The 17,929-nt window shown below is 64.5% G+C and carries 19 protein-coding genes; 13 read left to right on the top strand and 6 right to left on the bottom strand.

Annotated features, from left to right (window positions below; genetic code table 11):
- The first annotated feature begins 15 nt into the window (after positions 1-15).
- The 3 genes from DVK00_RS06020 to DVK00_RS06010 all read left to right on the top strand — a co-directional run bounded on the left by DVK00_RS06020 (position 16) and on the right by DVK00_RS06010 (position 3,354).
- The gene (locus tag DVK00_RS06020) at positions 16-312 is read left to right on the top strand and encodes a hypothetical protein (protein ID WP_004959670.1); all 297 of its coding nucleotides are present in this window, start codon (positions 16-18) and stop codon (positions 310-312) included.
- Positions 312-1,286 (top strand): TRC40/GET3/ArsA family transport-energizing ATPase, encoded by a 975-nt coding sequence (locus DVK00_RS06015; protein WP_101351298.1) that lies wholly within the window; start codon positions 312-314, stop codon positions 1,284-1,286. Before DVK00_RS06020 ends, DVK00_RS06015 begins: the two co-directional genes overlap by 1 nt.
- Before the next feature lie 172 nt (positions 1,287-1,458).
- The gene (locus DVK00_RS06010) at positions 1,459-3,354 is read left to right on the top strand and encodes a carbon starvation protein A (protein WP_101351297.1); all 1,896 of its coding nucleotides are present in this window, start codon (positions 1,459-1,461) and stop codon (positions 3,352-3,354) included.
- Between the two features lie 42 nt (positions 3,355-3,396).
- Here the strand turns inward: DVK00_RS06010 and DVK00_RS06005 are convergent, their stop codons facing one another.
- Positions 3,397-3,996 carry a DUF6517 family protein gene (locus tag DVK00_RS06005; RefSeq protein ID WP_101351296.1) on the bottom strand — a complete coding sequence of 200 codons (600 nt, stop codon included), beginning with the start codon at positions 3,994-3,996 and terminating at the stop codon, positions 3,397-3,399.
- Positions 3,993-4,676, bottom strand: coding sequence for a hypothetical protein (locus DVK00_RS06000; RefSeq protein WP_121577427.1), 684 nt, complete (start codon positions 4,674-4,676; stop codon positions 3,993-3,995). Before DVK00_RS06000 ends, DVK00_RS06005 begins: the two co-directional genes overlap by 4 nt.
- A 176-nt stretch (positions 4,677-4,852) precedes the next feature.
- Between DVK00_RS06000 and DVK00_RS05995 the strand changes: the two genes are divergently transcribed.
- Positions 4,853-5,068, top strand: coding sequence for a hypothetical protein (locus DVK00_RS05995; protein ID WP_121535813.1), 216 nt, complete (start codon positions 4,853-4,855; stop codon positions 5,066-5,068).
- A gap of 5 nt (positions 5,069-5,073) precedes the next feature.
- Here DVK00_RS05995 and DVK00_RS05990 read toward each other — a convergent pair whose 3' ends face one another.
- Positions 5,074-6,273, bottom strand: coding sequence for an inorganic phosphate transporter (locus DVK00_RS05990; protein ID WP_101351293.1), 1,200 nt, complete (start codon positions 6,271-6,273; stop codon positions 5,074-5,076).
- A gap of 126 nt (positions 6,274-6,399) precedes the next feature.
- On the opposite strand from DVK00_RS05990, the gene DVK00_RS05985 reads away from it, so the two are divergent.
- The gene (locus DVK00_RS05985; protein WP_121511894.1) at positions 6,400-6,681 is read left to right on the top strand and encodes a hypothetical protein; all 282 of its coding nucleotides are present in this window, start codon (positions 6,400-6,402) and stop codon (positions 6,679-6,681) included.
- Between the two features lie 77 nt (positions 6,682-6,758).
- Here the strand turns inward: DVK00_RS05985 and DVK00_RS05980 are convergent, their stop codons facing one another.
- A complete protein-coding gene (locus DVK00_RS05980; RefSeq protein WP_121535810.1) occupies positions 6,759-7,457 on the bottom strand; it encodes a DUF5828 family protein in 699 nt (232 codons plus the stop codon).
- 254 nt (positions 7,458-7,711) lie between these two features.
- On the opposite strand from DVK00_RS05980, the gene DVK00_RS05975 reads away from it, so the two are divergent.
- From DVK00_RS05975 to DVK00_RS05945, 7 genes are all read left to right on the top strand, one after another.
- The gene (locus tag DVK00_RS05975) at positions 7,712-8,404 is read left to right on the top strand and encodes a type 1 glutamine amidotransferase domain-containing protein (protein WP_121535807.1); all 693 of its coding nucleotides are present in this window, start codon (positions 7,712-7,714) and stop codon (positions 8,402-8,404) included.
- Between the two features lie 202 nt (positions 8,405-8,606).
- Complete coding sequence (locus tag DVK00_RS05970) at positions 8,607-9,644, top strand: TAXI family TRAP transporter solute-binding subunit (protein WP_101351289.1); 1,038 nt, start codon at positions 8,607-8,609, stop codon at positions 9,642-9,644.
- Positions 9,645-9,705: 61 nt separating this feature from the next.
- Entirely contained in the window at positions 9,706-10,194 is a 489-nt protein-coding gene (locus DVK00_RS05965; protein WP_101351288.1) for a DUF1850 domain-containing protein, read from the top strand.
- Positions 10,191-12,992 carry a TRAP transporter fused permease subunit gene (locus DVK00_RS05960; RefSeq protein WP_121577426.1) on the top strand — a complete coding sequence of 934 codons (2,802 nt, stop codon included), beginning with the start codon at positions 10,191-10,193 and terminating at the stop codon, positions 12,990-12,992. Before DVK00_RS05965 ends, DVK00_RS05960 begins: the two co-directional genes overlap by 4 nt.
- Before the next feature lie 113 nt (positions 12,993-13,105).
- A complete protein-coding gene (gene upp / locus DVK00_RS05955; protein WP_101351286.1) occupies positions 13,106-13,783 on the top strand; it encodes a uracil phosphoribosyltransferase in 678 nt (225 codons plus the stop codon).
- A gap of 263 nt (positions 13,784-14,046) precedes the next feature.
- The gene (locus tag DVK00_RS05950) at positions 14,047-14,484 is read left to right on the top strand and encodes a DUF2391 family protein (RefSeq protein ID WP_053966712.1); all 438 of its coding nucleotides are present in this window, start codon (positions 14,047-14,049) and stop codon (positions 14,482-14,484) included.
- Between the two features lie 46 nt (positions 14,485-14,530).
- On the top strand, positions 14,531-15,115 hold the full coding sequence (locus DVK00_RS05945; protein ID WP_121577425.1) for a hypothetical protein: 585 nt from the start codon (positions 14,531-14,533) through the stop codon (positions 15,113-15,115).
- Between the two features lie 471 nt (positions 15,116-15,586).
- Here the strand turns inward: DVK00_RS05945 and glmM are convergent, their stop codons facing one another.
- On the bottom strand, positions 15,587-16,903 hold the full coding sequence (glmM, locus tag DVK00_RS05940; protein ID WP_121577424.1) for a phosphoglucosamine mutase: 1,317 nt from the start codon (positions 16,901-16,903) through the stop codon (positions 15,587-15,589).
- Positions 16,904-16,984: 81 nt separating this feature from the next.
- Positions 16,985-17,161 carry a hypothetical protein gene (locus DVK00_RS05935; RefSeq protein WP_394337665.1) on the bottom strand — a complete coding sequence of 59 codons (177 nt, stop codon included), beginning with the start codon at positions 17,159-17,161 and terminating at the stop codon, positions 16,985-16,987.
- A gap of 58 nt (positions 17,162-17,219) precedes the next feature.
- On the opposite strand from DVK00_RS05935, the gene rpiA reads away from it, so the two are divergent.
- Positions 17,220-17,906, top strand: coding sequence for a ribose-5-phosphate isomerase RpiA (gene rpiA, locus DVK00_RS05930; RefSeq protein WP_101351282.1), 687 nt, complete (start codon positions 17,220-17,222; stop codon positions 17,904-17,906).
- The last annotated feature ends 23 nt before the right edge of the window (positions 17,907-17,929 follow it).

Here is a 17,929-nt window from a genome sequence, read left to right as displayed (position 1 = left end):
CACACACCACCCACGATGGAACTGGCCGACCGAATCGAGCGCTTCCGCCGGACGTTACGGGAGTGGGCGCGCGGGCTGTACCACGGCATGATAACGCACCCGGCCTACGAGAAAATCGAGAAGGAGGCCGAGGACATCGAGGACGCGTTCATGCTGGCCTGTTTCCCCGACGCCTTCGGCATTCCGTCGCCGGTGTCGTACTACACCGCCGAACTGCTGCCCTATCTCGAAGACACCTTCGAGGCCTGGGAGCGGCGGCTGTGGGACCGCGGGTCGTACATCGAACGCAAGGGCCAGCAGTACCACTTCTGATGGAGCCGTTCGTCTTCTTCGGCGGCAAGGGCGGGGTCGGCAAGACCACCGTCTCCTGTGCCTACGGCGTCAAGTCCGCGCGGGCGGGCCTGGACACGCTCGTCGTCTCGACGGATCCGGCCCACTCCGTCACCGACGTGTTCGACCAGGAGTTCGGCGACGAGCCGGCCCCCGTCGCGGGCGTCGACGGCCTCGACGCGATGGAAATCGACCCCGAGACCGAGAGCCAGCGCCACCTCGACAGCATCCGCAACGACCTCTCCGAGCAGGTGTCGGCGGCGATGGTCAATGAGATAAACCAGCAACTGGAGATGGCCCACCAGACGCCCGGGGCCTACGAGTCGGCGCTGTTCGACCGCTTCGTCGACGTGATGCGCAACGCCGACCCGTACGACCGGGTGGTCTTCGACACCTCGCCGACCGGCAGCACGCTCCGCCTGCTCGGTCTGCCGGAGTTCCTCGAAGGGTGGATAGACCGGCTGATGCACAAACGCGAGAAGAGCATCGACCTCTTCGAGAAGGCCGCTATCGGCAACAACGAGCCCCGCCGCGTGATGGACGGCGATCCGGTGCTTGCGCGCCTGCAGGACCGCAAGGAGTTCTTCGAGTTCGCCGGCGGCGCGCTCCAGGCCGACGCCGCCTTCTTCCTCGTGCTCAACCCCGACCAGCTCTCAGTCAACGAGACGAGGCGCGCGATCTCCGAGATGCGAGAGCGCGACCTCTCGGTTCGCGGCCTCGTCGCGAACAAACTCACGCCCGAACCGGACCCCGACGAGAACGGCCGCGGGGCCCGATACCTCCGGGACCGCGTCGCGACTGAAAACGAGCGACTGCAGGAGGTCCGAGAGACGCTCGACCCGCCGCTGGTCGCGGAAATCACGACCCGCACAGCGGAAGTGAAAGGCGACCTGCTCGACGATGTCGCCGCCGAACTCGATGTCGAGACGAACGCCGAGGCACCGTCGTTCGTTTGAGCGACCGGCCGCCGCTCGTGTACGGTCCGCGCATGACCGATAAGTAATCGGATACAGGTTTTGTCTACGGGTTGATATAGTGCGGCCGAGCGGCTTCTGAAGGACTTGAGAAGTATAAGAAATATATAATAACTATTAATAGCGTGATGTTGGTTACCATTCATGCACACACATGACACAGGTAATCTGGATCGTTCTGGCAGTACTGCTGACGTTCAGCGTGGGGTATCTGGGGTATTCGAAGTACCTCGCGCGGTTCCTCGAACTCGACGACGACAACGAGACACCGGCACACAAGTACGAAGACGGGCAGGAGTACGTCCCGTCGAAGAAACCGGTGTTGCTGGGTCACCACTACTCCAGCATCGCGGGTGGGGCACCGATTGTCGGACCGATTACGGCGGGCGCGGTATGGGGGTGGGTCCCCGCCCTGCTGTGGATTGCTATCGGCAACCCATTGATGGGCAGCGTCCACGACTTCGTCTCGCTGTCTGGCTCGCTCAGACACGAGGGGAAGTCCATCGGCTACATCATCGGTGAGTACATCGGAGAAGGCGGCAAGAACATGCTGCTGTGGTTCGCCTTCCTCACTATCATCCTCGTTGTCGCGGTGTTCGCGCTGGTGGTCGCCATCGTGTTCGATGCGTTCCCGCAGGTGACGACGGCGAGCTTCGTCTACATCGCGCTGGCGCTGGTGTTCGGCGTGTACCTGTATCAACTGAATGGACCGTTCCTCCCGGGAACAGTGCTGTTCGTCGCTGGCGTGTTCGCCGGCGTGTACGTGGGGATTCTGAACCCCGTTGCGCTGTTTCCGGCTGTCGGTGACGCGAGCTACCCCGCAGGCACGATCGTGCTCGCGGACGTGTTGAACCTCGGCAGTGGACAGTGGATTCCTGGCTCCTCTGCGACGGCGATGAACCCCAACCGTGCGGCGTGGGTGCCGATAATCATGGTGTACGCGGGCATTGCGAGTGCGCTCCCAGTGTGGGTGCTGCTCCAGCCGCGTGACTACCTGTCGTCGTTCCTGCTGTACGCCGGCGTCGGCGGCGCGCTGCTGGCCGTCATTGTCGGCACGGTGTTCGGCACGGCCGCCACCGAGAGCGGCTCACTGGTCATCGCGGACTCGATGAGCGCGTTCAATGGCTTCTGGGGCGTCGAGGGCGCGGGCCTCGCGCCGCTGTTCCCGCTGCTGTTTATCACCATCGCCTGCGGGACCATCAGTGGCTTCCACTCGCTGGTGTCCTCCGGAACGACGGCGAAACAGTTGAACAAGGAGACCGACGCCCGCCTCATCGGATACGGTGGGATGCTCGGTGAGGGGCTGCTGGCCGCCGTCGCGCTGTCGACGCTCGCCGTGGCCGGTTTCGCCGACCCCGCCGGTGGTATCGGTGCTGCGCTGCCGAACTTCGCGACGGGTGGCGGCATCATCTTCACCAGCCTCGGTATCCCCCAGACCTTTGGCGCGCCGTTCATGGCGCTCGTCCTAGTGAGCTTCCTGCTGACCTCGACAGACACGGCCGTCCGACTCGGCCGGTACATGATGGAAGAAATCGTCGGGCTTCGAGCGGGCGAGACGGCCTCCGGCTTCAATGTCGGCGGCGGCATCCGTTCGACGCTCGGCGAGATCGGCCGCGGCCGCTACACGAACCCGCTCGTCCAGGCTATCCCGGCCTACCTGATGGTCATCTCCGGCGAGTGGCTCACGCTGTGGGCACTGTTCGGCGGCGCGAACCAGCTGCTGGCCGCGCTGGCGCTGCTGACTGCGACCGTCTGGCTCGCGAACTGGGACGACAACAAGCAGCTGTACTCCACGGGCGTGCCGATGGCCATCATGACGACTATCACTATTCTGGGGCTGTCTTGGCTGGCGTTCTACAGCAACCTCTACCAGAACCTCATTCAGGGCGGTGCTGAGGGGACTGCGGCAATCGCCTCTTCGACCGTCCAGATGGTACTGGCGCTGGTCCTCATCGGCCTCGCGCTGGCCCTCGTGAAGAAAGGGTACGACAACATCAGCACGGTCCGTGACCGTGGTCCCGCCGGCGCGGTCGAACCAGGCGACGACTGACACGGCGACCGCTTTTCCGTTTTCCCGCACAGACAGCGACAGCTACGCGTCCCGCGTGACCGCGCCGAACGGTACCTCATCGCCGTCTGGGGCAGTCGCTATCCCGGTCACCGCGTCTTCGCCAGCACGGACCCGGACCCGAACGAGCTTCCGCTCGCTGCCGTCGGCCGTCGTCGTCGCTGTCGTCCGCGTCGTTTCGGTCCCGAGAAGCGTCTCTGAGCCGCGTTCGTGCCACTCCGAAACATCGTTGACATCGGCATCCAGCGCAAGCGACACCACCCGGGCGTCGTCCAGCGCCCTCAGCGGGTCACGGACGACCTCGGGCTGGTCGACGACCCGCACCGCCGGGGCAGTCAGGAGGCCAAACAGCGCCCCGCCCGTCGACTCGTACACGCGCCGGAACACCGTCGCAATCACGTCCCGACGCGAGGTCAACTGGACGTCGCCGGAGAAGTCGACGGTCACCGTCGTCTCGATGGTGCGGCTATCTTCGGCAACGACCGAGTAGCCGCTGGACTCGGGGAGCACTGCCGGCGCGGCCGCGCTGGCTTCGATGGGCTCGCGCTCCTCCGGCAGGACGCTACAGCCGGCCAGCGTCGCCGCACAGCCGACGACGAAGCCACGCCGGGTCGGGAGCGTCATTTCCAGAACCGCTTGGCGAGCCGCGACAGCACTCCTTCCTCGGGCTGGGTCACGTCCTCCCAGAGGACGAAGGCCTCGACCACGTCGGCGGCTTCGCCGGCGACGGCCGTCTGTTCGTCCGGCACGACGACGCCCAGATTGACCTCGTAATGGCCGTAGTACCCGTACTTCAACAGCGTGCGCTCGCGCTGGCCCTCGACAAACGACCGGACTTCCTCGGGCAGTTCGTCAGCGACGAGGACGAACGTGAAGTCGGTGCGGTAGTGCTCCTCGTTGGCTGTCACGCGCTCGTCGGCCAGGTCGTGGCCGAGTTCGACCAGTCGCTTCAGTTCGCCGACCGTCGGCCGGGTGACGCGGCGAGCGTAGAGGAACTCCTCTGACTCGTGGTCGCCGTAGGACAGCGCCGGGTGGAAGAACTGCTTCTGATTGAGGACTCGCATCTCGCCGTAGAGGTCCCAGCGCTCGCCCCGGAGCCGGTGGTCCCGCTCCAGCGTGTAGTTGTACATCAGACGGTCGCTCACCCGGTCGAAATACGGATCGTCCGTCCAGTGTGGGACCTCCTCGACGATTTCGTCGGGCAGCTCCGACTTCGGGACCGCACCGGTGACGGGGTCTTCCCAGTCGTCCGCACCGTACTCCGGCGATTCGCCGACCGACCCGGAGTCGGATTTCTCGCTCATCGTGCCGAGTCGGGCGGGCGTTCAGTTCGTACCGGTCCCATGCCGCGGTAGCTCATACCATGCCGATACCGTGTCGGACGCTTAAGCCCGTCGGTCAGCCGCCGGTCGTTCATGGGTCGTACACGACCGCCTCGGCAGGTTTTTGATGCTGGCGCCTCAATTAATCACTAACAATAATGGGTAAAGATACCGAAGCCTGCGGTCGCTGCTCAATGACCGTCGTCGTTGACGCTGTCGACGAAACTGGGGGCGAGAAACCCCACGACCCCTTCGGTGACGACCGAATTGAGGTCGACCAGCGAGACATTGAGCGCGTGTCACCAGAGGCTTGGATTGGGCGGCTCTCGACCCGCATCGACGAAGCTGTGAGTCGCTACGTCTGGGGTCGCTGACCGAGTCACAGCGTCGCGCTGATGACCCAGAAGAGTCCGTAGCTCAGCGCGAACGCTAGCGCCAGCGAGCCGACCCAGGCAAGCACCGTTTTCCCCATCTTCTCCCGACTGACTTCGCCGCCGCCGGCGGCCGCCCCGGAGCCGACGATGGCGGAGACGATGATCTCGTTGAACGACACCGGAATACCGAAGAAAACGGCCGCCTGTGCGATGATGAAGCTTGGAATCAACGCGCCGATGGACCGCCGCGGCCCGAGCGAGGAGTAGTCCTGTGCAAGCGCCTTTATCATCCGTGGCGCGCCAGTCCACGAGCCGACGAGGAGGCCGAGCCCGCCGAACAGCAGGACCCCGGTGATAGGGATAGCCGCCGTCGGCCCCTCGCCGAGCAAGGGCACCAGCGGCCCCAGCGCCAGCCCGACCTGGCTTCCGCCAGCGGAGAAGGCTACGAGACCGCCCATCACCAGCAGAAAGTGTCGCTGCCCTGCGTCTGCATCCGCTCTGATATCTAGATACAGCAGACCTCCTGCGAGCACTCCGATAAGGAGCGTGACGGCGACCATCGACGGGACCATCGGTGTCCCGGCCGCTCGCGCGACGGCACGGGCGACCGACGCCTGCTCGCTACCCGGTGCCAGCAGCACGAACTCGATGTTCGCCAGAATCACACCGACCAGCCCGCCAAGCAGCGGCACGAGTCGCTCCTCGGTAGTGGACTCGTGCCGGAGCGACCACGCCGTTCCGAAGGCGATGCCCCCGCCGACGAAGGGCGTCAGGACCCACAGCGAGACGATCTCGATGTACTTAGCTGTCGCCGGCTGGCCGCCCATCGCCAGCCCGACACCGACGACTGCGCCGGTGACGGTAAACGCTGTTGCGATCGGGTAGCCGGTGAAGATGCCGACGGCGACCAGCACTGCCGCGGTCAGCAGTGCGACGATAGCGGCGATGGCTGACAGGCCGCCGCCACTCGGGAACAGCACGAGTTCGCTCCCGACGGCTTCTGTGACGTTGGCCCCCTGCAGGACTGCGCCGGCCAGCCCGAGGATGCCCACGAAAAACCCGGCCCGCATCACCGAAATCGCGTTCGCACCGACGGCCGGCGCGAACGGAGTGGACCCGGACGACCCGGCACCGATGGCCCAGGCCATGAACAAACTCGCGGCTGACGCGATAACAAGCGTCGCAATCGTACTCGTCGCGACCATCTGTCACGGCGTTTGCCCCGCCCTGCAATGAGCCTACCGTTCGCGCGCCCTTGTGAGGCCGATTATCGACTTGGGCGCGGGCGTCACGGGCAAACGTTCAGGTGGCAGTGCGTAGTTCAATCTCGCATGTCCGCCACTGACGAGACGGTCCGCGTCTGGCTGGTCGAACGCACCTACTCCGACGACGAGCAGAACCTCATCATCCTCACGTACGCGACGCCTGATGGCGAACAGTACTTCCGCAAAGAACGCGCGCTGACCTCGTTTTCGGACGTGCGGGAGACGACGGCCGCCGTCGATGCCGACCCGGACAACCTCGGGTCTGTCGACGACCCGGACCTGCAGGCGCAGTACGCGGCCGAAGCGACGCGGATGGCCGAACAGCACGACCCCGGCGACGCTATCTAAGCGTCTGTACGGCGACGCTCACCTTTGCCCGTCTGTCTCTCGGACGCAAAATCGATGCCGCTCACCCGGCGGCGTGCTCAGTTCGTCTTCGCATCGGTCTCTTCCCCGGGCTCTGTCGCGTCCACACCCTCCGCGGCCTCGACGGCCTCGGTGACTTTTTCGGTGTCGACGTGCCAGCGGTCGACGGCCTGCTCGAAGTCGGCGAGCTTGTTCGAGACGCGCATCTTCAGGTCGTCGTCGTTGACGTTGACCTCGAAGACGTACTCGGGCCGGTCCTCGTCGCCGACCCGGCGGAGGTTCGCACTGACGAGGTCGTTGTCGAAGTAGTATGGCGCGATCTGTGTCATCACGTTGCGGTAGACGGTGTCTTCCACCTTCCGCAGGGCCTTTCGGCTGGCGGAGTCGGCCGCGCGCGCCACGTAGTCGACGGACTCGCTCCAGCGCTCCATCGCCTCGTCGGGTTCGTCGAGGTTCTCGTAGGACTCGCTGAGCTTTTCGCCGGCGGTCTGGAGGTCCTCGTCCGGTCCCTTCCCGGCCTGTTCACCCTTGCCCTCGTCGACACTCGCCTGGTCAGCGGTCTTCTCGTTGACGTCCTCGTCCAGTCGCTCGTGGCTTTTCGGTCGCCACTCGTCGAACTCACTGAGGGCGTCGTTGTCGACATCCTCGTCCGAAGCGATATCTTTCAGCGCCTGCGTGATGCGCTCGCCGTGCTCGACGATGTCGACCCAGCCGCCTTTCGTCTTGAATCCTGAAACGCTCTCTTCGATGTCTGCCATGGTATAATAGATCGGTCTATGACAGCCGCGGACCCTGCTGTAATGGGCTGTCCATCTGTACACACCGAATTGCTGCTCAGTGAGGTTAAACGTTTCCGCTGTAACGGTGTCGTCGGTATTCGTCCAGCGAAATCACTGCCGCCCTTCGACAGCGACGCGGTGTGTCCGGGTCCTGCGAAGCGACCTGCCTGCTCGCTCCGCTTCGCTCAACACCGAACGGCCGCTTATAAGGATTGCACGCGAACAGTAGTCCGATGCCATCCGCACTATTTGTCGTAAGCGAACACGGCTACTGGGGCGAAGAATGTATCGAGCCACTGACGACCCTCACAGAGGCCGGTCTGGATATCACGGTGGCGACACCGACCGGCGAGCCGCCGGTGCTTGACGAACGCTCTGTCGACCCCGACGAAGTCGGCGAAGACCTCTCGGAACACGTTCGGGAGGTCCACGAGACCGACGAGCGCCTGAACAACCCGATTCCGCTGGCACAGGCCGACGCCGACGACTACGACACTGTCGTGTTCCCTGGCGGCCACGGCGCTGAGTGGGATATTACACAGGACACGCACGCCCGCGAACTGCTGCGTGAGAGCGTCGCCGGCGACGACGGCAAAGCGCTCGTCGTCTGTCACACGGTCGGGATTCTGGCCTTTACCCGCGACAGCGACGGCGAGTTCCTCGTCGACGGCCGCTCGGTTACCGGCTTCCCGAACGCCTGGGAGGAGGGCATCGTCGACGAGAACGACCTGCTCCCCGACGGCCGGAAGCTCCCGTACTGGGTCGAAGACGAGGTGAAGGCCGCCGGCGCAGACTGGGACGCAGAACTCGACGCCGACACCAGCGTCACCGTTGACGGCGACCTCATCACAGCTCGTGGCCCACCGTCCTCGGGCGAGGCCGCCCGGACGCTGCTCGACGAACTCGGCATCGAGACGTCCGCGTAACGAATCCTGACGTGACAGGTGTCTGTTGAAACATAGGTAACGCTGAAATTATTGGAAGATAGGACATTTCGACTGTCCGTCTTTTTCTCAGCCACCTCCCGTCCAGCGAATAACTCTGTCACACGCTATCGCACGATATAGTCAAATAGCGACTGTATACTAGCTAACATTCTTGAATACCCCGTGCAACGTAGACATACGTATGACTAACAACTCCACGCGTAGGCGGTTCCTCAAGACAGCAGGCGTTGCAGGCGTCGCGGCACTCGCTGGTTGTGGCGGTGGCGGCGATGGCGGTGACGGCGGCGACGGCGGCATGACCGAGACAGACGGCGACGGCGGCGACGGCGGCATGACCGAGACAGACGGCGACGGCGGCGACATGGAGACCCGCCTCTCCTGGCACGCTGGCGGCACTGGTGGGACGTACTTCCCGCTCTCGAACGAGTTCAAGACGGTCGTAGAGGAGAACACGGACTTCACGCTGAACGTCCAGTCGACCGGTGCGAGCGTCGAGAACGTCGGCAGCCTCGCCAGCGGCGACGCCGACTTCGCGCTCATTCAGAACGATATCGCCTCGTTCGCGAGGAACGGCGAAGGGATTGATGCGTTCCAGGGCAACGCCGTCGAGAACCTCCGTGGTGTTGCGACCCTGTACCCGGAGACGATTACAGTCGTCACCCTCGCGGACACGGGTATCACGCAGCTCTCCGACCTCGAAGGGGCGACGATCAACACCGGCGACCTCGGGAGCGGGACCCAGGTCAACGCCCTCCAGATTCTGGAGTCGGTTGGGATCTCCGATTTCACCGAGCAGAACGCCTCGTTCTCCCAGGCCGCCGACCAGCTCCGGAACGGCGACATCGACGCCGCGTTCGTCGTCGGTGGCTGGCCGGTCGGCGCTATCGAGGACCTCGCGAACACCAACGACCTCGTCATCGTCCCGATCTCCGGCGACAACCGCGACGCGGCAAAGGAAGATGCATCGTGGTTCGCCAACGACACTATCCCTGCCGGCACCTACACCGGCGTCGACGAGGCTGTCGAAACAATTGCCGTCCAGGCGATGATCGCAACGAACGCTGAACAGCCCGAACAGACGGTCGAGTCGGTCACCGCAGCCATCTTCGACAATGTCGACGACCTGTCCATCAAGACGGACTTCATCAGTAAGGACTCCGCACAGGACGGAATGTCCATCGAACTCCACCCCGGCGCAGCGGCCTACTTCGACGCGTAACGCCGCTGACTGACGCCACCCGTATTGTTTACCACCCGTCTTCTATTATCCAGTAACCGGAATGAGACGACGATACGTTGCCGTCACGGTGCTCGTTGCCCTCCTCCTCATCGGGGCTGTAGCGGCGCTTCCCGGCGGACGTGCACTGGTTGTCGAAGACACTGAGACCGGTGAGCAGTATCTAACGGTCCCGGTCGAGGACGGCACGACGGTGGCGCTGGAGTACATGCACAGCGTCGAAAAAACGCGCGTCTACGACGAGTACACAGTTCGTGGCGACCATCTTGAGATGACCCGCATGGAGTTCGAATCCTTCGGCTGGGGGCTTCCGAGCGGGGCCAACGTCACGTGGCAAGACGGAATGTATGTCTTTGACCCGCCGGGGAACTACACGCGTGTGACAGTCTCTCCCGGTGATGTTGCAGGACATAACCTTCACGTCGGAGGCGAAACCTACGACTTGGTAGCCCGCACCAACGGCCGCTCGGTCCACCTCTATGTGACCCGGCGCTCGTCGTTCGGTGCCGCGACAGACCGGCTCAACACATGACTGACAACACACGATCTGACGACGGCGGGGAGGCCGTATCGGACGAGGAAGTCGATGAAGTACTGCAGGAGATCGAGCGGAAACGCTCGCTCACTGGCTGGGCGGTCGTCCTCGTCGCGCTCATCGGCATCTCGTTTTCGGTGTTTCAGATGTGGCTCGCGGCGAAAGGGTTCGTCCTCTCGATTTCGCTTCCCGGCGTCGGTGATGTCGTGTTCGCGTCACTGCAACTGCTCCAGATCAACGCTGTCCACGTCTCCTTCGGCCTCATTCTGACGTTCTTGCTGTATCCCGGCAGCACCGGCGACGGACCGCTCTCCCGGCGCTGTATCGCGCTCGGGTCGCTGGTCGACGAGAAACTCGGCCCGAAGCATCCGATGTCTCGCGTCGTTCACGCTATCGGGAGCGCCCTTGCCTGGGCGTTCCTCGACGCCGAGATGGACCGTGTGACGCCCTCGGATTTCGTCTTCATGGTCCTGTCGGCGCTATCGGCTGCGTATTTCATCACTGACTTCGATGAGATACAGCGCATGCGCGCACTTGGCCTTGAGCGTGGCCGTCCCATCCAAGACGTATTCACCTTTCTGGAGCCGATAGCAGGCCTGCTCGGGCCGCTCGCCGACACCTCCTACGCGTTCGTGCTGGGCGTGGTCGGTGTCTTGCTCGTCCTCGAAGCGACCCGCCGGGCCATCAGCCTCTGGCTGATGGTCATCGTCGCCGCGTTCATCGTTTATGCTCGTTTCGGCGTCCTCATTCCACAGGACGCCGCCTACGTCGGCGTGCTCTCCATCCCGGAGCTGTCTTGGCCTTCCATCATCCAGAACCTCTGGTACAATACGGAAAACGGGGTGTTCGGAATCCCGGTCACCGTCTCCGTGCAGTTCATCTACATCTTCATCCTCTTTGGCGCGTTCCTCGAGATGTCTGGCGCGGGGCAGTGGTTCATCGACCTCGCGTACGGTGCGACGGGCACTCGGAAGGGTGGCCCGGCGAAGGCGTCGATTCTCGCAAGCGGATTTATGGGAACCATCTCCGGGTCCTCCATTGCGAACACGGTGACGACCGGCGCGTTCACCATCCCGCTGATGAAGCGGTCGGGCTACTCGCCGGAGTTCTCCGGCGGCGTGGAGGCCTCTGCCTCCTCGGGCGGGCAGATTCTCCCGCCGGTGATGGGGGCCGCCGCATTCCTTATCGTCCAGTACACAGCGACGCCGTTCGCTGATGTCATCGTCGTCGCGACGATTCCCGCTATCGTCTTCTTCTTCGGCGTCTGGGTGATGGTCCACTTCGAGGCGGTCAAGGAGGATATCGGCGGCCTCGATTCCTCTGAACTGGTCGACCTCCGGAGCCATTTCCGTAGCGGCTGGTTCTACCTCGTCCCGCTCGGACTGCTCTTGTACTACCTCATCATCGAACGGCTGTCTGTCGCCCGCTCGGCGTGGTTCACGCTCATCGCAATCGGGGCGCTCATCACGCTCGTCGCGGCCTACGGCGACGAGACGCGTGCCCGACTCGGCATTACATTCGCATCCCTCTTCGGACTGACAACGCTCACGCAGTCCCTCACTGGCGTCGGTGTTTTCGGATACCTGTTCAATCGGCTCGTACAGGCCACGACAGCGTTCCCGGCGCTGTTCAGTCGTATTGATGGACTTGTCGCGGCAGACCTGACGGCTGAGGGTGCGCTTGCACTGCCCGGCTCACAGCCGCTTGGCTCCGCCTTTTCGGCGGCCCTCGGCAACGTCGGCACGATAATCATTCTCGCTGGCGTCCTCACCCTGATTACCCGTCCCAGACTCGACTCGCCCTTGCTGTCGTTCGACGGGGCTGTCGACGACACCGCCGAAACGACCGCTGACGCCGTCGGCCGCCCGGACCTGGCCTCGAATGGGCTGTACAGGCTCGGTGTCTTCGTCGGGAAGTCGATGGAGAGCGGGGCCAGAACCGCGGTCCCGGTCGTCATCGCTGTCGCCGCCGCCGGCATCATTCCGGGCGTCATCAGCGTCTCTGGTCTTGGCCCGAACCTCGTCTCGCTCATCACGGCTGTCGCCGGCGGCTCGCTGGTATTGCTGTTGCTCGTCACCGCGTTCTCCTCGATTATCCTCGGGATGGGAATGCCGACGACGGTGACCTACATCATCCTCGTCTCTCTGCTCGCGCCAGCGCTGACCGAGTTCGGCGTCCCGCTGCTCGCGGCGCACCTGTTTATCCTCTATTTCGGCGTCATCGCCGACATCACGCCGCCGGTCGCGGTGGCCGCCTACGCCGCCTCCGGCGTTGCGAAGTCCGACGCTTTCGAAACCGGTATCGAAGCGTTCTCGCTGTCGCTCAACAAGGCAATCGTCCCGTTCGCGTTCATCGTCACGCCGGGCATCATTCTGCTTCGTCGCAACCCTGACGCTGCCAGCCTCGACATCGGGGACAAATACCGGGTCGTCGGGACCGCGGACCTCCTCGATGTCGGCTACGCGATCCCCGAGATACTGATACCCGTGATCGGTGTCTTCCTCGGCGTTGTCGCGCTGGCCGCGACAGTCATCGGGTTCGCGTACGCACCGGTCTCCCGTGGCGAGCGGGGGGCGTTCGCATTCAGTTCGCTGCTTCTGATGGCCCCCGGACTCGCGGTGTCGGGAGCGTACGACATCCTCGGCCTGGTCGGCATCGCCGGTGGTGAGATGACGGTGTTACTCGATATCGTACTCCGCGGCGTCGGCCTCGCCCTGTTCCTCTTCCTCATGGCCAAGAACCGCCAGCGCGGCGGCGATCCCGCAACGCAGGCGGGCACGCCCGAGCCGGCCTGATACTGTCGGCTGTAATTCTGTACCGAATTCCGCCACCGCGAATATCTTACAATAGTTACAGCCGGAAGTGTGAGTGAGAACCGTTTAACCCATCGGGGGTCAACGGGCACGATATGCCAATCGAACAGCGCGGCGACGCCTCTGTCGTCACGCACGCGCTGGCGCGAGACGAACTGACTCGGATACGAAACGTCGAGACCGAACAGGTCGCGTTCCGGAAGGGACTGGTCCGCCTCGGCCGTATCTGTGGCTACGAGATCATCGACGGTCGGATGGAGACCGAGTACACGGAAGTCAAGACGCCGCTGACCACGACGATGGGCGAACGCGTCAAAGGACTCGACGATGTGGTCATCGTCAACGTCCTGCGCGCCGCGACGCCGTTCGTCGAGGGACTGCTCAAAGCGTTCCCCCGCGCCAGACAGGGCGTCATCTCAGCCAGCCGCGACGAGGAGGCCGGGATGAACGACGACGGCGAGTTCCCCATCTCCGTCGAATACGTCAAGCTGCCCGAAATCACCGAAGACGACACTGTCATCATCGCGGACCCGATGCTTGCGACCGGGTCGACGATGGCCACGGTACTGGACTACATCACCTCGGAGAAGACGGAGCCAGAGAACCTGCTCGTCCTGGCCGCAGTCTCCGCGCCCGAGGGAATCGTCCGCGTCTCGGAGGCTCAGCCGGACGCTGACATCATCAGCGTCGCTATCGACGATGAACTCGACGAGGACGGGTTCATCGTCCCGGGGCTCGGCGACGCCGGTGACCGGGCCTTCCGGACGACGTAAGCCGTCGCCGCCCGCTCGACCCGTCGGCTGTGGACGAAACGCTTTTATCTGCTGCCTGAATCAGCCGATAATGTCGCGATTTTTCCGTCCCTTCACCGCCATCCACCCCTCTGCTTCACTTGGAAACCCGTGGACGATAGCGTATTTTTCTTCCAGTTGAAACAAGAGCGGCAGCTGTGGTCCACCCCGCGGCGGCTGGGTGTCGGTCCTGTCAGACAGTAGTGGACCGGGAGACTTTCCTGTTGACGGGACAGCAATCCGGTATGGGCCGACGCCGATACCGGGTCGCTGACACTGCCCAGCAACTCGTCGGCGGGTTCCTGCTCGCGGGACCGTTCGTCGTGACCGAGGAGGTGTGGGTGCTGGCCGAGAATATGTCCTGGTATCACGCGGTGCTCGTTGTCGGTATCGTGTTCGCTATCGGGTACGGGGCGCTGTACAAAGCTGACGCCGACCGTGACGTGGACACCGAGGCGGAGGTAGCCGGAATTCCGGTCCGGTTCGTCTCGCTGATGATCGTGGCGTTTGGCTCCGTCGCCATTCTTGCGGTGGCGTTTACTGCGCCGGACACGTTCTTGGTCAACGGTGGGATTCTGCCGGACCCGACGCCGATGGCCGTCACCCTGACGACCCTCAAGGCCATCACTGTCGGTGCAATTTTCAGCGTCGTCGGGGCTGCGACGGCGGACAGCGTATTCTGACCGTGACCCGCACACTTAATTGGGTGCCACCCTCCTTGATGTGCATATGGAGTATACGCTGGCTATCGACAACGCGCCGGAGACTGTTCCGGGTGGCACAGGGATACTGCTCTTGCACCCGAGTACCGGCGAGACGGACCGACTGGACACGGACTTCCTTGCGACCGACACCGACTCGATGCTCGTCATCTCGACTCGGACCACCGCCCGGGAGGTCAAGCAGAAACTGGAGTACTACGAGGTCGACGAGTCGAAGGCGACGATCCTCGATACGCTGTCGGTCGAACGGGGCTACACCCGCCGCCGCTCCGAGGGCGTTCGGTACGTCTCCGCGCCGGATGATCTGTCCGGCATCGTCTCGGAAACCGAGACGTTCCTGCAGGACCACGACGGGAAACTCCGCGTGACCTTCGACTCGCTGACGGAGCTTATCTACTACGCCGACGAGGATGGCGCGCTGTCGGCTGTCGAAGACATCCTCGACCTGCTAGACGAGTACGACGCTGTCGGGATGTTCCACCTTGCCGACGAGGTTCACGACGAGGAGACGGTCGCGGCGTTCCGGGAACTCTTTGACGGTGTCATCGAACTGTCCGAGGACGGAACCATTACCAGTTCCTTCGAGGAATAACCGGCCACACTCCGCCCCAAATCCACCGCTCCGTGACGGGCGCTGTGGCAGCCAATCGACACTAGCGCCCCATCGAGTTGCCTGATAGCGTTTCCCTCTTTCGAACCAAACGGTGTTTTCTCCCGGTAGCGACGCCAACGCCCCGTATGCGAACTCTTACCAAACCAATAACAATTAAGAGGGTATAACCCACATACAGGGTTGTATGCCGGAATGCCAGAACTGCGGTAATTTTGTAACGGCTGACTACGCGCGTGTGTTCACGCCGAACGGGGTCGAAAAGCCCAGGGTCTGTCCGCAGTGCGAAGACAAGATTCGCGACGGGGCAGACGTCCGTGAGGCCCGGTCCACACGTCGCGGATAGAACCGGTCAGGAACTGCCGCCCTGTGACCTGACGGTTGCGGGGACGTTTTCCTCGCCGGCTGCACTCGCTACCAACCGCTGCTTTTCCGATCTTCCCGTCTCACCTTCTATACCAGCGCGTCGGTGAGGAGTGTGCGTGCTTCCTCGAACACCGCATCAGCACGGTCCGGGCTACGAGCTTCGGCGGTAAGCCGAACGAGCGGCTGTGTACCGCTTGCCCGCAGGAGGAACCACGCGTCGCCGAGGTCGACGCGGACGCCGTCGAGCGTCGTCACGTCGTCGTAGGTATCGGCCACTGTCTCACGAACGCGGTCCATTACCGCTTCTTTCTCGTCAGTTTCGACGCTGTCCCGGCGGATGGGGTAGTCCGGTACGTCGGCGGCACGCTCACCGAGCGGGCGCTCGCTGTCCAGCGCCACGGCGGTACAGGCCGCCAGCGGGCCGTCGGGACACAGCGTCCGGTCGGGCCATATCCACGCGCCGCTTGGCTCCCCGCCGAAGGCGACCCCCTCGGCGCTGGCGGCCTCGGCGACGTACACGTCCCCGACCGGGGTGTACTCGACGCTCACGTCGATATTGCTGAGGTGGTCCTCGACGGCGAGACTCGTGTCCACGGGGACGGCGACCCGCTCGCCCGGCGACGCCACGGCGCGGGCGAACACGGCCAGCAACACGTCGCCCGAGAGGAAGGTCCCGTCGGCCGCCACCGCGTGCATCCGGTCGGCGTCGCCGTCGTGTGCAATCCCGAGGTCGGCGTCGGATTCGGCCACCAGTGTCGAAAGTGACCCACAGTTCTCGGCCTTCGGCTCTGAGGGACGGCCGGGGAACACGCCGTCGGGCTGGCCGTTGAGCGTCTCGACGGCACAGCCAAGTTCTGTGAGAGCGTCGACGCTGACCCGGCCCGCACCGTTGCCGAGGTCGACGACGACGTGGCTGTCGAGGTTTCGTTCGCCGACTTCGGCGACTAGCGCGTCGACGTGGCGCTGGCCGGCGTCCCAGGACTCGTGGCCGCCGCTCTCGTCCCACGCCGCCGGCTCGAACGCTCCGTCCGCCAGTCGCTCTTCGATGGTTGCCCGCAGGTCCGCATCGAAAGCCTGCCCGCTAGACTGCCAGAGCTTGATGCCGTTGTCCTCCGGCGGGTTGTGGCTGGCCGTCACCGCGACGCCCGCGTCGGCGTCCTGCCAGGCCACCGCCCGGCCGATGGTCGGCGTCGCCGCGGTGCCGAGGTCGACCACATCGACGCCGCTCTCCCGGAGACCGGCCACCAGCGCCGCCTGCAGGTACTCGCCGCTCGCCCGCGGGTCTCGCCCCACGACCACCCGCTCGCAGTCGACGCCCAGCGCCCGCCCCACCGACAGCGCCAACTCGGCCGTCACCGTCTCGCCGACGGGGCCGCGGATGCCGCTCGTTCCGAACTGTGTCATTACCGTCCCTGCGTCGGCATCCCTCTAAAATCCATCCGGCATCCGACGGACTCCGGGGGCCGCCGGTGGCGGCTCGTTCCGCTACTGGTCCGGCGACCACTCGCAGGCCGTGCCGGTGGTCAGGTCGGCCGCGTCGATGTGGGCCGCCAGACAGCCGTAGTTGCAGAACTGCCCCGTCGGCGTTCCCTCGGGCGACTCGCTGACGAACACGGGGTCGTGGGCCTCGACCGGACAGCCACAGTACGTGCAGTCGGTCATACGGGTGCTTGCGGTCGGGAGAACAAACGTTTTGTCCGCGTCTGTCGACCCACCGCACATGAAGCAGGGCGGCTCCGACGCGGCGAAACGAGCAGCGGGGGAATCGGCAGCAGAGGCGGTCGAGGACGGCATGGTGGTCGGCCTTGGGACCGGGTCGACGGCGGCCCACGCCATCCGGGCCATCGGGCGGGCGGTCGACGCCGGACTCGACGTGGTCGGCGTCCCCACCTCCTTCCAGTCGCGCGAACTGGCCCGCGACTGCGGGATTCCGCTCGCAGACCTCGACGACGCGTCGGTCGACCTCGCCATCGACGGGGCCGACGAGGTGGCCGGCGGCGACCTGATAAAGGGCGGCGGCGCGGCCCACGCCCGGGAGAAGGTCGTCGACGCGAGCGCCGACCGCTTCCTCGTCGTCGCCGACCCGACCAAAGAGGCCGACGTGCTCGAACACCCCGTCCCCGTGGAAGTCCTCCCGATGGCCCGCTCGACGGTCGCCGCGGCGGTCGCGGACCTGGGCGGCGACCCCGAGCTCCGCCGTGCGGAGCGCAAGGACGGCCCGGTCGTCACCGACAACGGGAACCTCGTGTTCGACTGCGACTTCGGCGCTATCGAGGACCCCGCCGGGCTCGCCGCCGACCTCGCCGCGCTCCCCGGCGTCGTTGCGCACGGACTGTTCGTCGATATGGCCGACGAGATCCACGTTGGCACCACTGACGGCGTCACCGTCCGAGCGCTCTCGGAGTAGCTGCTGCTCGTCGGCTTGCGCCA

Origin of the sequence: Haloarcula sp. Atlit-47R (assembly GCF_003665985.1) — an archaeon.
Taxonomy (GTDB): domain Archaea; phylum Halobacteriota; class Halobacteria; order Halobacteriales; family Haloarculaceae; genus Haloarcula; species Haloarcula taiwanensis.
The sequence above is the reverse complement of the archived record's forward strand: the minus strand, read 5'-3'. Positions and strand labels throughout refer to the sequence as shown.

Excerpts from the sequence above, each read along its gene's own strand:
- DVK00_RS06020 (WP_004959670.1), top strand. The coding sequence starts at position 16 with ATGGAACTGGCCGACCGAATCGAGCGCTTCCGCCGGACGTTACGGGAG.
- DVK00_RS06015 (WP_101351298.1), top strand. The coding sequence starts at position 312 with ATGGAGCCGTTCGTCTTCTTCGGCGGCAAGGGCGGGGTCGGCAAGACC.
- DVK00_RS06010 (WP_101351297.1), top strand. The coding sequence starts at position 1,459 with ATGACACAGGTAATCTGGATCGTTCTGGCAGTACTGCTGACGTTCAGC.
- DVK00_RS06005 (WP_101351296.1), bottom strand. The coding sequence starts at position 3,996 with ATGACGCTCCCGACCCGGCGTGGCTTCGTCGTCGGCTGTGCGGCGACG.
- DVK00_RS06000 (WP_121577427.1), bottom strand. The coding sequence starts at position 4,676 with ATGAGCGAGAAATCCGACTCCGGGTCGGTCGGCGAATCGCCGGAGTAC.
- DVK00_RS05995 (WP_121535813.1), top strand. The coding sequence starts at position 4,853 with ATGGGTAAAGATACCGAAGCCTGCGGTCGCTGCTCAATGACCGTCGTC.
- DVK00_RS05990 (WP_101351293.1), bottom strand. The coding sequence starts at position 6,273 with ATGGTCGCGACGAGTACGATTGCGACGCTTGTTATCGCGTCAGCCGCG.
- DVK00_RS05985 (WP_121511894.1), top strand. The coding sequence starts at position 6,400 with ATGTCCGCCACTGACGAGACGGTCCGCGTCTGGCTGGTCGAACGCACC.
- DVK00_RS05980 (WP_121535810.1), bottom strand. The coding sequence starts at position 7,457 with ATGGCAGACATCGAAGAGAGCGTTTCAGGATTCAAGACGAAAGGCGGC.
- DVK00_RS05975 (WP_121535807.1), top strand. The coding sequence starts at position 7,712 with ATGCCATCCGCACTATTTGTCGTAAGCGAACACGGCTACTGGGGCGAA.
- DVK00_RS05970 (WP_101351289.1), top strand. The coding sequence starts at position 8,607 with ATGACTAACAACTCCACGCGTAGGCGGTTCCTCAAGACAGCAGGCGTT.
- DVK00_RS05965 (WP_101351288.1), top strand. The coding sequence starts at position 9,706 with ATGAGACGACGATACGTTGCCGTCACGGTGCTCGTTGCCCTCCTCCTC.
- DVK00_RS05960 (WP_121577426.1), top strand. The coding sequence starts at position 10,191 with ATGACTGACAACACACGATCTGACGACGGCGGGGAGGCCGTATCGGAC.
- upp (WP_101351286.1), top strand. The coding sequence starts at position 13,106 with ATGCCAATCGAACAGCGCGGCGACGCCTCTGTCGTCACGCACGCGCTG.
- DVK00_RS05950 (WP_053966712.1), top strand. The coding sequence starts at position 14,047 with ATGGGCCGACGCCGATACCGGGTCGCTGACACTGCCCAGCAACTCGTC.
- DVK00_RS05945 (WP_121577425.1), top strand. The coding sequence starts at position 14,531 with ATGGAGTATACGCTGGCTATCGACAACGCGCCGGAGACTGTTCCGGGT.
- glmM (WP_121577424.1), bottom strand. The coding sequence starts at position 16,903 with ATGACACAGTTCGGAACGAGCGGCATCCGCGGCCCCGTCGGCGAGACG.
- DVK00_RS05935 (WP_394337665.1), bottom strand. The coding sequence starts at position 17,161 with ATGACCGACTGCACGTACTGTGGCTGTCCGGTCGAGGCCCACGACCCC.
- rpiA (WP_101351282.1), top strand. The coding sequence starts at position 17,220 with ATGAAGCAGGGCGGCTCCGACGCGGCGAAACGAGCAGCGGGGGAATCG.